Origin of the sequence: Halomonas sp. SH5A2 (genome assembly GCF_014263395.1) — a bacterium.
GTDB lineage: Bacteria > Pseudomonadota > Gammaproteobacteria > Pseudomonadales > Halomonadaceae > Vreelandella.
The window spans coordinates 1572855-1588070 of sequence record NZ_CP058321.1 but is presented as its reverse complement, the minus strand read 5'-3'; the positions used below and the strand labels follow the sequence as shown (position 1 = coordinate 1588070).

Genomic DNA, 15216 nt, shown 5'->3' with positions numbered 1-15216 from the left:
GACTTACATGGATGATTTGCGTGGATCTCCTACAACAGGCCTTCACGATCGGTACTTTGGCAGGCGTAGCGCCGCATGAAAGTAACACCAGTAGGAAGCCATTGCTTCATGTAATTGTTTTTCATTCTTACGGCCGCACCTACGACTTATTATAGATATCCTACACGCTGACAGAAGAGAGCCACTTAACTTGTGTTAATTCACCGATCTTTTCCCAAAGAAACGTAACGACATTCTGCTCATAAATACCATTCCTTTACACGAAACTGCCCCTCCAGGGCCCTCTGGAGGGGCAGTCAGCATGTGTAAAGAAAACGACCGTATTGGGTACGATCCCTATCGCCCGCTAGCGAAATTTAGGGGGAGACGTCGTATAAATTTGATTTGCTCATAGCTCCATCCTCTTAAGATTTGGAGCCGCCGGAAGGCTCGGAAAGGTTCAGTTTGGTGCTGCCCTCAAACTCCGGAGAAGCATCCTCCAATCGCGCCCGAAGGCGCGGCAGTTGCGAGGGGTAATGCTGCTGTATAAACGTCACCAGCCCCTCACGGATAGCGCATCGCAGATCCCAGTTTTGGTTGGAGTTAGGTGCACTCATAAGGAAACGGACCTGTATCGCCTGTTCATTGGAGTCGGTGACCTGAACAGTTGCCACTTTGCCGTCCCATTGCTTCATCGTTTTAAGCAAGCGCGAGAATTCCTCGCGCAGTGGCTCGATGGGCATGGTGTAATCAACCCAGATAAAGACCGCGCCCTGCAAATCCGCTGTATTCCGCGACCAGTTCTGGAAAGGGTTCTCGATAAACCACTGAAGCGGCACTATAAGCCGACGCTGGTCCCACACCCGCAGGACGACATAGGTTGCGGTCACTTCCTCGACCCAGCACCACTCGCCCTCCACAATCAGCACATCATCAATGCGGAACGGCTGAGTGAGCGCAATCTGAATGCCCGATAACAGGTTACTGAGTACCGGCCGTGCAGCAAAACCCAGGACTATGCCGCCAACACCTGCAGACGCCAGCAGACTGGCGCCCACTTTCTGTACCGGCCCGAAGGTCATCAGCGCGGCACCAATGCCCACGATGACAACGAGGACATTCAGGCAACGAACCAGGAAACGTGTCTGTGTCTCTACTTTGCGGGCCCGTTTCCACTGCCCTTCCAATACCGGATTCAGCAACACGATAACGTCGCCAATGACTGAGGTCAGGCGAACTGCTGCCCATGTCAGTGACAGAATCAATAGCAATGTGACGATCTGTTTCACCGGCTCCAAGAGCAGCAGGTTATCCGGAGCGCCATCGAGCATAGCCCTGAGCACTAGCAAGCTGATGACCAAGCCCAACACTTTGTCAACCGCGTCCAGAAACAGCCGGGGGACGGTTCGCCGTTTCGAAAAGTGCCGAATCACAGCGAGTGTCAACCGGTAGAGGGAGTAACTGGCTATCACGGCAAGCAACGCCAAAACGCCCGGCATCATCCAGGCCTGTAAACCCGCTTCCAACGTTTTCAGCATTGCACTTCCCTTGTCGATGGTGGCTCCACCCCGAATAACCTAAAATATACGGCTCGGAAAGGCCAGAAGTCCGTCGTCATCCAGAGTCTTTGATAAAGCTCTGCAACCGTAAGCACTTATGAAATTAGCGTCTCCCAAAGAGAATCAGCTGATCTTCGAGCACTCGTCGGATTTTTCGCCCTCTGCCACGCTTGAGGATCTCGCGGACACGCTGCATCAGGCGCTGCGCGCCATGCCTGGCGCGCAACCAAGACGCCCCCGGAGTTCCGGGGGCGTTGGTGTTGCTAGGTTCTCAATTTACCGAGAATGTCAGTAGCTCTGATAAAGGACCGCTTCCGGGAAGTGACGACGTAACATCCGGTTCTGGAAGTCGTCCACGAAGCGGCTGTTGATGATGATAATGAACCGCTCGAAGGGTGCCGCGCTGTCGAGCTGTTCGATCCCGTCGACACTGTGGAATAGCCGGTCATCGCGTAGATGAAGGATATCACCCGGATCAAGGGTGATATCGACCAAGGGTTGCGTGCCAGCCTTGTCTGCGTAGAGGTGGTTTTCGGCGCCCGCCACGTTTTCCCGATTGATCACCAGAATGCTTAGTGCGTTGCAGCCATCGGCATGAATTCCCTGTCCCTGAAGGGGGTCGATGTTACCTTCTCCGCGAACCCCGGTGATCTGCATCAGAATGGGCTCGTGCGCACCGATACTCCACAGCCTTGCCCAGGCGCGAACGAAGGCCTTCACATCGGGGCGTAGCATGAATTCCCGAGTCAGTGGATCATAGTACCGCAGGCGATCCGCCATGCTTTCCGCGTCGTTGAAGGCCCCTCCCTGGGCCATGGGACATTGGCCCATATCCTCGACATCTCCCTGATCATTCAGGGCGAGCCATGACATCCGCTTCCATCGCTGGTTCACATAGGGATCGCGCGGCAGGTCATCGGTAAACCCCTGCCAGGCGGTCAGATCGATTCGCTCCCGAATATCGGTTTTCGCCCAATCCTGATGCCTCAGCGCCTCGGCCACTCCCGGATTCCAATAATCGGCGAGTGAATCGGCAGGCATGGAGGTGAGGTCGAAACCGTGCTTTAGAGTATCGAGTTTCATGTTGGTATTCTCCTGTTAACTGGGCGGAATTGCCCGGTGTTGCCGGTGTAAACACGCCGGTCAACAGGAGGAAAATGAAAAGATTTGCAACCAGATGTCAAAGAAATGTACTAAAAAAGCGTGATTTTTTTGAAAAAAGGATCAGACCGTTGATGACGTATCTGTGTAGGTTATCTCCTACAAATAGGTGTAGGATAATCATAATAAAGTGTCTATTGTTGCCATTATGATGGCCCTTGACAGTGTTTTTTCTTTGAGTGGATCCCATGACTGTCAGCAATTCCCGACATCACAGATATCCGGAACGCATAAAGGAAAACCGCAGGGAGTTTTCCGGTGCGCTCGTGTTGAAGACGTCAAAGACCCCTTCAACGGATAGCATCGGTTCGCATGAGGCCGGCAGGGAAGAAGTCGAATTAGTACGCCGCCAGTATCTGGAGAGTGAGCAGCGATTCCGCGCCCTGCTGGAGAGTCTGCCGAAGGTGGCAGTTCAGGGGTATGATAGCGATCGGCGAGTGATTTACTGGAATGAAGGTAGCACTCGTCTCTATGGCTATACCGCTGAGGAAGCCCAGGGACAGTTACTGGAAGATCTGATCATTCCTGCCTTCATGCGTGACGAGGTGATCCAGGCGCATGATGCCTGGATCAAAGAAGGGATCGAAATACCCGCCGATGAACTCGAGCTCAAGCACAAAACCGGTGAACTTATATCGGTCTTTTCGCAGCATCTGATGCTCAATGAGCATACCGACTCACCCTTGATGTTCTGCGTGGATGTCGATCTTTCCGACCAAAAGCGCGCCCACCGTGACCTGGAATTCGCCACCCATTTCGACAGGCTCACCCATCTCCCTAACCGCCAGACCTTCGAGGTCGACCTGGACAGTCTGTTGGATTCCTGTCGACGCCAGGGCAATGGCCTGGCAACCATCTACCTGGACATCGATCACTTCGTCGAGATCAATGATGCCCTTGGCTATGATCAGGGCGATCGCCTGCTCATTGAGCTGACTCGGCGACTGAAAGAGTGCCAGCGAGTCACTGACCTGGTGTCCCGTGTCTCTAGCGATGAATTCGTGCTGGCCTTTCCCGGCGTCCACTTGGCCCCCGATGTCAGGCGGGTCGTTCGTCATGTCCAGAATGCCTTTCGGGAACCTTTCGTCCTGGATGGCCGGGAGCGTCAGGTCACGGCCTGCCTGGGTGTGGCGCTCTTTCCCGAGAATGGTGAATCGTCACGCGAATTGATCCGTAATGCCGATGTTGCCAAGAATCGTGCCAAACTGGATGGTCGTGGTGCTGTACGTTTCTTCCAACAGAAGCTCCATGATGAGCTGGTTCGCCAGCACTATCTCTCGGCGCGACTCGAGGAAGCCCTGGATAACGATGAATTCTCCCTCCACTACCAGCCCCAAGTCTCGGCGGTCAGTGGGCGAATAGAGAATTTCGAGGCCTTGATACGCTGGGAGCCTGCCGAGGGCCCGCCGATCTCGCCTGCTGAGTTTATCCCGCTGGCCGAGCGTTCCGGTGTGATCCATCGCCTAGGCGACTGGGTCATCGAAGAGGCTTGCCGGCAGCAGGTAGAATGGCGTGCCAAGGGATTTCATGAGCACCGCATCGACATCAATGTCTCGGGTCGTCAACTGGTGCGTCCCGATGCCCTCAAGAGCTTCGAGGACTCGCTGCAGCGTCACGGCTTAGGTCCGCGGGATATCGGCATCGAATTGACCGAGAATGTCCTGATCGAAGCCGACGAAACCGTCCTTGAGGATCTTTGGCGCCTCTATCATCGCGGTATTCGCATTGCTATCGACGACTTCGGGACCGGTTATTCCTCCCTGAGCTATCTCAAGCACTTTCCAGTCACCGCCCTGAAGATCGATCGCTCCTTCGTCCACGACGCTCACACACAGCCGAAGGATAGGGCCATCATGGAGGGTACCATCTTCATCGGTCATCGGTTGGGATTGGAGGTGGTGGCCGAGGGCGTCGAGAACGCCGAACAGTTGTCATTGCTTCGCGAAATGCATTGCGACCTCATCCAGGGGTTCTTCTTCTACCGTCCGATGCCTGCCAAGGAAATCGACCGCCTGCTGGACGGTTTCATGCCTAGTCACGAAGGGCTGTCGCACTGAGCCTCGTCGTGATTTGACGTACAATCCTCGGGTATACCCTGGAGACCTTTTCTCCAGGAGTACGAGCACGAGGTGTTCAGCGTTCTGTTTCTTGACACCCAGCACCGCGTCATACGCTTCGAGGAAATGTTTCGGGATACCATCGACACTGCCAACGTCTACCCGCGTGAAGTGCTGAAGACTGCGCTAGCCCACAACGCCGCTGCCGTTATCCTGGTTCACAATCACCCCTGTGGTGACCCGGAACCCAGTGATGCAGACAGGCGAATCACCGAGCGTCTCAATAAAGACCTGGTGCTGATCGACATTCGGGTGATTGCGGCCTTTTGCCATACGGTCGCTATGGGTCAAGTCCTGACCATGAATTAACCTTAGCACATGACGAGCATGAATTGAGACATCCTTTGACCTCCACCCGATGGGGGATCATGCCATGAACGTTTCGACTGAAATTACCATTACATCTTGGAATAAAAGTAAGTTGGATGGGCAGAAGGCGCCTTTGCGTCTTAGAGATATCTGTGCCATCCATGTTCGGCTACAACTTGCCAAAAAGACGAGAGCTCTCGCCCTCTTCAATTTAGCCATCGATAGCAAATTACGGGGCTGTGACCTAGTTACTTTGCAATTGCGGGACATCGCCACGACGGGTATATATCCCCTAGAGCCATCGTGATACAGCGAAAAACGCATAGGATTGGACTCTAAAGTGTAGCGCTACTCATTTAGGAGATAACGTCGTATACTACAAAGTTACTCCTTCTACACAGGCCCATGTTTAAAACAACAGACTTCAACCCGAACCATTAATAATAAAAATCATGAATTTATAAAAACGTAAATCAAAAAACCTTCCATTCTATATTTTTATTATCAGATAATCTCGGAAAAATTAGTTTTCTTAAAATCCAACCTAAGAGAACTAAAATACCACCAAAAATTGCAACTAACTCCCCCCACCCCATATCAGTTATTTCCCAGCGAGTTGGATTTAGCCTACTCTTTCTGTTCCATAAAAAATCAGCTCTACCTTCGATTGAAACCCAACCTCCGCTGATGTATGTAGCACTAAACTCTCCAATGGCTGTATACCTATCTGATGTAGATAGCTGTTGCTCAACTCCATCTTTCACGAATCGTTTCAAATTACCACTAATAGAAAACAAATTTATATCATCTGACCGACTATAGATCATTTCCTCCAAATCTAAATCCATAATACTTCTATATCCGCTTCCACCTTCAATACTAACTATCGACTTGTCAAAGTAACGAATTACTTTGTCACCGAAATCAGGGACGATTGATACAACCACACCGGCTATAGGAGAATCGACTAAACTAGTATTTTCTAAACCATCTGAATTTATATCATAATCTCTTGGGCTTAAAGATTGACAAATAACTTCACTACTAGATAATACTTCACCGTTAATCTTAAAAGTTTGAGAATATTTATTTTCATCTATTGAGATATTTATATTACGTGCTATGGGTCCGACAGCACTCTCGTTCTTTTCAAGAAGATAGGTAGACAAAAGAAAATATTGAGGTTGCGGATCACTTTCATATTTTAAATTTATTCTTTCAGAAAAAAATTGTGTAACCTCAAAGCCCTCTTCATCTTCACTCAACTCCAACCAAAACAATGTTTGCAGCTCATTTTCTTTATGATCGTTTATAAAATTTCTTTCAGCACTATTGGAAAAAAGATCAGTGGTTCCTGAATCAAGAGATATATTTAAATTTTTAACACTTTCGTACACATTCCAAGAGGAAGGCAGAACCTCTTCTAACGCTTGATCTAATTCACTACAACCTTCGACAAAAGCTAATTTAACTTCATACATTTGATTGTTACTATTTGAATCAAACTGTAATTCAAAATCGCCATCAACACTAATTACTTTAAACTTAGAGGGCATAGAATTTCCAGGCAATAATATATCTTTAGCAGATACATCTTTTATAGCTGAGTCTTCCTTTTTTGTTAAATAACCAGAAGCTGGATAAGCTGAATAAATTTGCAGCTTCACTGGTAAAGGTTTAAATAAAAACACAGAAATGTAGTATATCAAGCAAAGCAGCAAAAAAGCCAATAAAACAAAAATCAACTCACAAGCCATTAAATCAATTTGTCTTATTTTTTTTGAACTATGTATATGCAAATATGCAGCTTCAAAAAAAACAAGCAAAAAGAAAGAGAAAATGACTGCACCTGTTAAATTGGCAATCAAGCATTGTAAATAAAAATTAACATCATAATTATAGTGTGCCAGACCAATATAAATATCTATAACACACCAGCTTAAAAAACATGCCAACCCCGACCTTATTAAAATTTTAATTGGGGAATTTATCTTTACTAAAGATATCGAAACAACCAACGACACAAGAAGCACAGGAATACTAGATATACCAGCTAGCCAATCAAAGAGAGTAGGAAAATGTATAAGCTGTCCACCAAAGGCACTATCGTAAATAGACTGAGAATTAGGATCTATTATAGAAAATAAATAATTTTGTAAATTAGGCCCTGTAGTTACAAGCATAGCAACTGCAACAAGCACCATTAAAAACTGGCGAAACTCGAAAAAATATTTCTTCATTCTAATTCTATCTAACATAATAATTTGCCATAAAATTCATTTAAATTCTTTAGAAAATTAAAACAACTAAAACGCTTAACTCTATAAAAAAGTAAAATCAAAATAACTAGTTGCGTTATTTTATACTTAGCTCTATCGTAATATAATTAATTATAGCATTTCGACTTTCTATTATGCACGATAAGCTTGATAGCGGCACTAATATAAAATTATGTACTCGATGTTAACTACCCACTGGATTCTTGGCCCTGGCGCGATTGGTCGCCTGTTGGCGCACTCGCTAGAACCGTATGCAAAGGTGGCACTGATTGGCCGCCGTGCGTTGCCTGGGCAGCAAATGTTGACTACGCCAGAAGGCGAGCGGCGAGCTCAGCGTTTAAATACACTTACCGTTGATCAATTGGGGGCTGCAGGTTTGCCTGCACCGGGGTTTATCCATATCACCACTAAAGCCATGGCCGCTGAAGCGGCGCTTGAAAGCATCTCGAAGGTCATCCCTTCGACTAGCCCGCTGGTGCTTTGGCAAAACGGTTTTTTAGCCCAGCCGCGTATTACAGAATCTTGGCCAGGCCCTGTGCTCTGCGCGACTACAACACAAGGCGCGTATCTGTCCGGCGATGATGGTGTAGTGCATGCGGGGCGTGGGCAAACCTTTATTGGCGATTTGCGTGATCAGCATCGCTCGGTGAGCGAGGCGCTGGCTGAAACGCTGACAAAAGCAGGCTTCACGGCCACAGCAGTGGACGATATTCGACAGCGGCTTTGGCAGAAGCTGGCGGTCAATGCTGCCATCAACCCTCTGGTGGCGCTACATGGCGTACGCAACGGGGAATTACGCGGCGCCCGGTATTCGGGCCGTGTTGAGTCCGTGATCAACCAAGTGGCGATGATATTGCAGGCTGAGGGCATTCAGCCGCCAAACGCAGGCCAAAGCGAAGACGCGTGGCGGGCGCTGGTCTGGCAGGTGGTGGACAATACCGCCAGCAACAAGGCCTCGATGTTGCAGGATGTGGAGGCCAACCGCCCTACCGAGCGCGAGGCGATTCTGGGGCCGTTGATTGAAAGCGCCCAGCACCATGGGCTGCCATGTGAGGTGCTGCAAGCACTTGATGCAGAGATCGCGGCGCTGGAGGCCAGCTACCTGAGTGCTCGCTAATCTCGGAAGACTAGGCCAGCACCGGGTACAGCGAGCCAACCAGCAACACCGCCATGGTGATATTGAACGCCCGGTTGCGCTTGGGGCTGGTCAGCCACTGGCGCACCACCAGGCCCAGCCAGGCCCAGATCGAAATGGCGGGAAAGCTGACCATGGCAAATACGCAGGCCACCACCACCACAGAAAGCAGGGTTCGGTCTGGCGCGTAGAGCGTTATGGCCGAAAGGCACATTGCCCAGGCTTTAGGGTTCACCCACTGAAAGGCAGCCGCCTGCAGGAACGTCATGGGCGTGCCTTTTTCATCCGACGCCTTGAGCGGCGCGGCGTTGGCGACCTTCCAGGCCAACCAAAGCAGGTAGGCAACCGAGACGACCTGCAGCACCTTGCTCAGCAGCGGATAAGTGTCAAAAAGCGCCATCAGCCCACCGCCGACCACCAGTACCATCACACTGACACCCACCATAATGCCAAGCATATGCGGCAGGGTTTTCCTGAAGCCAAAATTCGCGCCTGACGCCATGAGCATCAAGTTGTTAGGCCCCGGGGTGACGGTAGTTACAAACGCAAAGGCCGTTAAGGCTGCCAATACCGATATGCTCATTCTCGCTGTCTCTTTTGAATGACTATGCGTAGAATTTTACGGGCTAACACACGCAATTTGCTGCCTAATATCTATTTAAATAACCGCCATTCGCAATAAAATATGAAAATAGACGCCGTTGACCGAAGAATATTGTACGAACTCAAGCGCGACGGAAACCTCAGCAATGTTGAGCTTGCCAAGCGCGTTAACCTGTCCGCCTCGGCGTGCCTGCGCCGGGTGCAGGAGCTTGAGAAAAACGAGGTCATCCTCGGGTATCGTGTCGTAACAGCGCCGGAGGCGATGGGGCGGGGCTTTGTGGCGTATGTCACGGTGGGGTTGGCCTTGCATACCAAGGCGGCTCAGGAGGGTTTTGAGCGGGCAATGGCCGTGGCAACGGAGGTGGCGGAGTGTCACAACATTGCCGGGCCGTTTGAATACCTGCTGCGCGTCGAAACCCGAGACCTCGCCAGCTACAAGCGCTTTCATACCGAGGTGCTGGGCACCCAGCCGCATGTCAGCGCCATTTCCACCCTGATAGTGATGGGCTCTCCCAAGGACGAGCGCGGCTAGTCATTGACGAGCCCATCCGCATGGCTTGCGTGTTATGCGTTACCGGCCTTTTCCTGATAAAACCGCATCAGGCTCGAGAAGTCGAGCTTGCCGTTGCCCCCCGCTTTATGAAAGGTAAAAAGCGAGCGAGCGGCGGAGCCCATGGGCACGGGCGAGGCGCTTAGCTGGCTGACGTCCATCGCCAGGCCCAGATCCTTGATCATCAAGTCGACCTGGAAGCCGCCCTGATAGTCCTTCGACGCGGGCGCATTTTCCATCACGCCCGGGTAAGGGTTATAGCCATTGAGCGCCCAGTTGCCGCCGGAGCTTTGCTTCATGATTTCCGACAGCACCGCAGGGTCGAGACCATTCTTGACGCCCATGTTGATGGCTTCACAGGTGCCCGCCATCAGAATCGACAGCAGCATGTTGTTGCACACCTTGGCAATTTGCCCGGCGCCGTGATCCCCGGCGTGGAAGATATTCTTGCCCATGGCGTCCAGCACCGGTTTGGCCTGTGCAAACTGGGCCTCACTGCCGCCAACGATAAACGTCAGCGTACCCGCCTGGGCGCCACCTACGCCGCCGGACACTGGCGCATCGACAAAGCCAATGCCCTTCTCCTCACCCAGCGCCGCTACGTCTCGGGCGGTGTCGGCATCGATCGTGGAGCAGTCAATGACCAGCGCACTTGATTTAATGACGTCGAAGAGTGGTGCGTCCTGCTCCACGTATAGACCCATGACATGCTTGCCAGCAGGCAGCATCGAGATCACGAAATCAGCCTCAGCGACGGCCTCTTGGGCAGAACTTGCCGCTTCGCAGCCTTGAGATTTGGCGGTTTCCAGCGCGCTTTCTGAAAGGTCGAAGGCGCGCACATGAAAGCCTGCCTTGACCAGGTTGGCGGCCATGGGGCCACCCATATTGCCTAAACCGATAAATGCGACAGTGCTCATAAAAATTGTCCTTGTTGTAAGTCGTATGTTGGAAAACGTTAGCGAAGATCGTCGAGGGGATTATTCGCCCACGGCGACGTTAGCAACTCATCGATGAACGACGCCTCAACCGAGGCCACATCCGGGTAGGTCCAGGCAGGCTCACCGTCTTTATCCACCAACAGAGCGCGCACGCCTTCGGGGAACTCGCGGTGCCGACAACACTGGACCGACAGCGCCAGCTCTGACTGGAATACCTCGGCAAGCGACATGTGCTTGGCACGCTTGAGCTGCTCATCGATCAACGTAATGGACACCGGGCTGCCGTGGGCCAGCGTTTTTTGCGCTTTACCAAACCACTTGTCGTCACTTTTAACAGCGGTAATGGCAGCAACTATTTGCTCAACGGTATCGTGATCCATCAATTCGCGGATCAGCGACGAGAATTTATAGACGGGGGCTTCAAGCTCTTCGAACACTGGCTGCGACGCTTGCTCCAGCTCGCGCAGTATACGGTTGACGACACCATGGGTATCGGCATTCTCACCTTCTCCCCATGCCGCTTGGGTCAACTTTTTCGCCAGCGTATCCCGCTCGTGGCTGGCAATGGCTCTGTCGGCCAGGCCGAGGTGGACGGCATCCGGCGCGTTGATCTGGCTGCCCGTCATGGCGAGAAAACGCCCGGTGCCGTTGGGCAGGCGGTTCAGGAACCAGCTTGCGCCCACATCCGGGTAAAGGCCGATGGTGACTTCGGGCATTGCCAGGCGCGAAGTTTCTGTCACTACTCGGTGGCTACTGCCGCTCAGCAGCCCCATACCGCCGCCCATGACAATGCCGTTGCCCCAGCAAATCACCGGCTTTGGGTAGGTATGCAGGGCGTAGTCCAGGCGATACTCCTGATGGAAAAAGCGCTCCGGAAAATCAGGGTCACCCTCGCCTTTGATGGCCTTGTAAAGGCTGACCACATCGCCACCGGCACAAAAGGCTTTTTCTCCGGCGCTGTCCAGCAGCACGGCGACCACTCGCTCGTCGTCCTGCCAGGCAGCCAGACGCGGCAGTATTTCGTCGATCATTTCCAGGGTCAGGGCATTCAGCGAACGCTCGGCATTGAGGGTAATCTCCGCAATGACGTGTCCATCCTGGGTGGGGTGTTCGGTAAACAGTACACTACTCATCTCGCTATCCTTATTCGGGGCAGTCACCACAGCATCCACCAAATTAGTGCTATCAGCGTCTGGGCATTCAATACGGCTAAGCTCGGCACGGCTAAAGCTATGCACAACTATAGCTCGGCGGCACCCTCTGCCAGCACCCGGCGGGAAATGATCAGACGCATGATTTCATTGGTGCCTTCTAGGATACGATGCACACGGGTATCACGCACAAAGCGTTCCATGGGGTACTCCTTGATATAGCCGTTGCCGCCGTATAGCTGAAGCGCTTCGTCGCATACCTTGAAGCCTACATCGGTGGCGAAGCGCTTGGCCATGGCACAGTAGGTAAGCGCATCCGCGTCGCCCGCGTCCAGCTTGGTGGCGGCTAAACGCACCAGTTGCCGCGCGGCGACCAGCTCGGTCACCATATCGGCCAGGCGGAACTGGAGCGCCTGGAAATCCGCTAGGCGCTTACCAAACTGTTTGCGTTCCAGCATATAGGCCCGCGCCTCGTTGATGGCCTGCTGAGCGGTACCGATCGAGCAGGTGGCAATATTGATTCGCCCGCCATCCAGGCCCTTCATGGCGATCTTGAAACCGTCGCCTTCTTTGCCTAAAAGTTGGCTCGCCGGTACACGCACATCTTCGAAGGTAATCATGCGGGTGGGCTGACTGTTCCAGCCCATTTTGGCTTCCTTACGGCCGTAGCTAATGCCTTCTGACTTGGCATCCACCGCGAAAGCGGAAACACCCGCTGCGCCCTCTCCGCCCGTGCGTGCCATCACCACCAGCACGTCGGTACTGCCCGCACCGGAAATGAACATTTTGCTGCCGTTTAACAAGAAGTCGTCGCCGTCGCGCTTGGCAGTGGTTTTGAGTGAGGCGGCGTCGGAGCCCGAATTGGGTTCGGTCAGGCAGTAAGAACCCAACAGCTCGCCGGTAGCCAGCTTTTCGCCCCACTGCTCGATCACCTCAGGCGTGCCAAAATCGGCCAGCATCCAGGTGACCATGTTATGGATAGTGAGATACGCTGTGGTGGACGTACAGCCCATGGAAAGCTGCTCGAAGATGATACTGGCATCGAGCCGTGACAGACCAAGCCCCCCGACGCTTTCCGGCGCATAGAGCGAGCAAAAGCCCAACTCACCCGCTTTACGGATCACGTCCACCGGAAAAATAGCCTCCTGATCCCATTCGGCGGCATGGGGGGCCAGCTCCTTTTGGGCGAAGGCACGCGCCATATCGGCAAACGCAACCTGATCTTCACTCAGCTCGAAATTCATGGCGACTCTCCGCTGAAAGCCGACCCTGACATTAATGCCTCAAGGGGTCGCTTTCGTTGTTGTGATTGTGTGATTTTGGCGTGGCTGACAAAAAAGCCAAACGCGCTAATTGACGTTTACGTTAACTTATATTTTAACCTTGCCATAAGCAACCACCCTCCCCCTCGACCTTTGGCGTAGACGGCTGACTGACCAAAAAAAGGGTGCCGAACGGCACCCAACAACGGACAGACTCGGACCCGCTTTGTCGATAAAAAGCGGCATTTACTTAAAGTTTTTGCGGTACATTTTGCCAAGCTCCCCCACAATGCCGCTGCGAAAACTCAGCACACAGACCACGAAAATCAGCCCCAGAATAACGCTGACCCAGTTACCCAACGGAGATTGAGCAAGAATATGCTGAAGGCTAACCACCAGGCTTGCCCCCATGACCGGGCCAAGCAGTGTGCCAACCCCGCCCAGCAGCGTCATCAAAATCACCTCGCCCGACATATGCCAGTGGGCATCGGTCAGCGATGCGAGCTGAAACACCACGGTTTTGGTAGAGCCCGCCAACCCCGCGATCGCCGCCGACAGCACAAAGGCGAGTAGCTTGTAGGCATCCACGTTATAGCCCAGCGATACCGCCCGGGGTTCGTTTTCGCGAATCGCTTTTAACACCTGCCCGAAGGGTGAGTGCACCGTGCGCTGAATCAACGCAAAGCCAAACAGGAAGATCGCAAACACGAAATAGTACATGGCGACATTATTGCTCAGGTTGATAAAGCCCAGCAGCTCGCCGCGCGGTACGCCGTGAAGACCATCTTCCCCGCCGGTAAAGGGCGCCTGGATATAAACGAAGAACATCAGCTGCGCCAGCGCCAAGGTCACCATGGCAAAGTAGATCCCCTGACGGCGGATCGACAACACGCCAAACAGTATTCCCAGCAGCGTCGCTGAAAGCGTCCCTGCGATAATGCCCAACTCTGTCGAGAGCCCTGGGTAGCTTGCCAACAGATAACCGGTTACGTAACCGCCGCTCGCCAGAAAGGCCGCATGCCCAAACGAGAGCAGCCCCGCATAGCCGAGTAGAAGATTGAACGCGCAGGCAAACAGCGCAAAGCAGAGAATTTTCATTAAAAAGACAGGATAGGCCAGGAACGGCGCGACCAGACCTATCGCAATCAGTGCGATATAGAACAGTGTGCGGCGTTGCTTGGCTCGCCGCTGCCGCTCGACAACAGCTGACGGTGCGGCAATATGTTGAGATTGCGTCATGGTTTACGCCTCCTTACCAAACAGCCCTGAGGGGCGCATCAATAGAACCAGAATCATCACCAGGAAGATCACCGTATTGGCCGCCTCGGGGTAATACACCTTGGTCAGCCCCTCGATGATACCCATCGACAACCCGGTGATAATCGCACCCAGAATCGACCCCATACCGCCGATCACGACGACGGCAAACACCACGATCAGCAGGCTGGAGCCCATGGTCGGCGAGACTGGATACAGCGGCGCCGCCAGCACCCCGGCAAAAGCAGCCAGGCCAACGCCAAAGCCGTAGGTCAGGGTAATCAGCAGGGGCACGTTAACGCCAAAGGCCTGCATTAGCTGTGAATTTTCTGTACCCGCGCGCAGATAGGCCCCCAGCCGGGTACGCTCGATCATGAACCAGGTGAACAGGCACATCGCCAGGGCAGCGACCAGCACCCACCCCCGATACACGGGCAGGAACATGAAACCCAGATTCATGCCACCCTGTAACGCTTCTGGGGCGGTATAGCGCGCCCCAGAAACGCCGAAAATATTGACCAGCGTACCCTCGAATATCAGCGCCAGGCCAAAGGTCAGCAAGAGCCCATATAGATGATCCAAATGAGCGATGCGACGCAGCAAAAACCGCTCCATCAGCATACCGAAGGCGCCTACCACCAGCGGCACAAGAATAAGCGCCAGCCAGTAGTTGATACCCAAATAGCGAAAGCCCAGCAGCGCGGCAAACGCACCCAGCATGTATTGCGCCCCGTGGGCAAAGTTGACGATCTTCAACAGACCGAAGATGACCGCCAGACCCAGGCTGAGCAGCGCGTAAAAAGCACCATTCACAAGGCCCAGCGTCAGTTGCCCCAAGAACACGGCCAATGGCACGCCGAATATCATCGTCATGGTATGACTCTCCCCCGCCAGCGATCGGGTAACTGCTAGCAGC

At 52.8% G+C, this 15216-nt stretch carries 12 protein-coding genes and 1 pseudogene; 4 read left to right on the top strand and 9 right to left on the bottom strand.

Annotation, left to right across the window (positions count from 1 at the left end):
• Positions 1-404: 404 nt before the first annotated feature.
• Positions 405-1517 (bottom strand): mechanosensitive ion channel family protein, encoded by a 1113-nt coding sequence (locus HXW73_RS07360; RefSeq protein WP_186255584.1) that lies wholly within the window; start codon positions 1515-1517, stop codon positions 405-407.
• 309 nt (positions 1518-1826) lie between these two features.
• Positions 1827-2621 carry a 2OG-Fe dioxygenase family protein gene (locus tag HXW73_RS07355; protein ID WP_186255583.1) on the bottom strand — a complete coding sequence of 265 codons (795 nt, stop codon included), beginning with the start codon at positions 2619-2621 and terminating at the stop codon, positions 1827-1829.
• Positions 2622-2965: 344 nt separating this feature from the next.
• On the opposite strand from HXW73_RS07355, the gene HXW73_RS07350 reads away from it, so the two are divergent.
• A complete protein-coding gene (locus HXW73_RS07350) occupies positions 2966-4756 on the top strand; it encodes a putative bifunctional diguanylate cyclase/phosphodiesterase (RefSeq protein WP_186255582.1) in 1791 nt (596 codons plus the stop codon).
• Between the two features lie 51 nt (positions 4757-4807).
• A pseudogene (locus HXW73_RS07345) lies at positions 4808-5125 on the top strand (JAB domain-containing protein); the annotation flags it as partial.
• A gap of 473 nt (positions 5126-5598) precedes the next feature.
• Here HXW73_RS07345 and HXW73_RS07340 read toward each other — a convergent pair.
• On the bottom strand, positions 5599-7383 hold the full coding sequence (locus HXW73_RS07340) for a hypothetical protein (protein ID WP_186255581.1): 1785 nt from the start codon (positions 7381-7383) through the stop codon (positions 5599-5601).
• A gap of 202 nt (positions 7384-7585) precedes the next feature.
• Here HXW73_RS07340 and HXW73_RS07335 point away from each other — a divergent pair, with 202 nt between their 5' ends.
• Complete coding sequence (locus HXW73_RS07335; RefSeq protein ID WP_186255580.1) at positions 7586-8521, top strand: ketopantoate reductase family protein; 936 nt, start codon at positions 7586-7588, stop codon at positions 8519-8521.
• Positions 8522-8531: 10 nt separating this feature from the next.
• Here the strand turns inward: HXW73_RS07335 and HXW73_RS07330 are convergent, their stop codons facing one another.
• Positions 8532-9122: a LysE family translocator gene (locus tag HXW73_RS07330; RefSeq protein ID WP_186255579.1), complete on the bottom strand. Its 591-nt coding sequence runs from the start codon at positions 9120-9122 to the stop codon at positions 8532-8534.
• 132 nt (positions 9123-9254) lie between these two features.
• On the opposite strand from HXW73_RS07330, the gene HXW73_RS07325 reads away from it, so the two are divergent.
• Complete coding sequence (locus HXW73_RS07325; protein ID WP_222105032.1) at positions 9255-9674, top strand: Lrp/AsnC family transcriptional regulator; 420 nt, start codon at positions 9255-9257, stop codon at positions 9672-9674.
• A gap of 32 nt (positions 9675-9706) precedes the next feature.
• Here HXW73_RS07325 and mmsB read toward each other — a convergent pair whose 3' ends face one another.
• The 5 genes from mmsB to HXW73_RS07300 form a co-directional block, all read right to left on the bottom strand.
• Positions 9707-10609, bottom strand: a complete 903-nt coding sequence (mmsB, locus tag HXW73_RS07320; RefSeq protein WP_186255577.1) for a 3-hydroxyisobutyrate dehydrogenase — start codon at positions 10607-10609, stop codon at positions 9707-9709.
• Between the two features lie 38 nt (positions 10610-10647).
• A complete protein-coding gene (locus HXW73_RS07315) occupies positions 10648-11763 on the bottom strand; it encodes an enoyl-CoA hydratase/isomerase family protein (RefSeq protein ID WP_186255576.1) in 1116 nt (371 codons plus the stop codon).
• A 107-nt stretch (positions 11764-11870) separates the two neighbouring features.
• Positions 11871-13025: an acyl-CoA dehydrogenase family protein gene (locus tag HXW73_RS07310; RefSeq protein WP_186255575.1), complete on the bottom strand. Its 1155-nt coding sequence runs from the start codon at positions 13023-13025 to the stop codon at positions 11871-11873.
• A 264-nt stretch (positions 13026-13289) separates the two neighbouring features.
• Positions 13290-14282, bottom strand: coding sequence for a branched-chain amino acid ABC transporter permease (locus tag HXW73_RS07305; RefSeq protein WP_186255574.1), 993 nt, complete (start codon positions 14280-14282; stop codon positions 13290-13292).
• Positions 14283-14285: 3 nt separating this feature from the next.
• Positions 14286-15173: a branched-chain amino acid ABC transporter permease gene (locus HXW73_RS07300; protein ID WP_186255573.1), complete on the bottom strand. Its 888-nt coding sequence runs from the start codon at positions 15171-15173 to the stop codon at positions 14286-14288.
• Positions 15174-15216 lie beyond the last annotated feature (43 nt).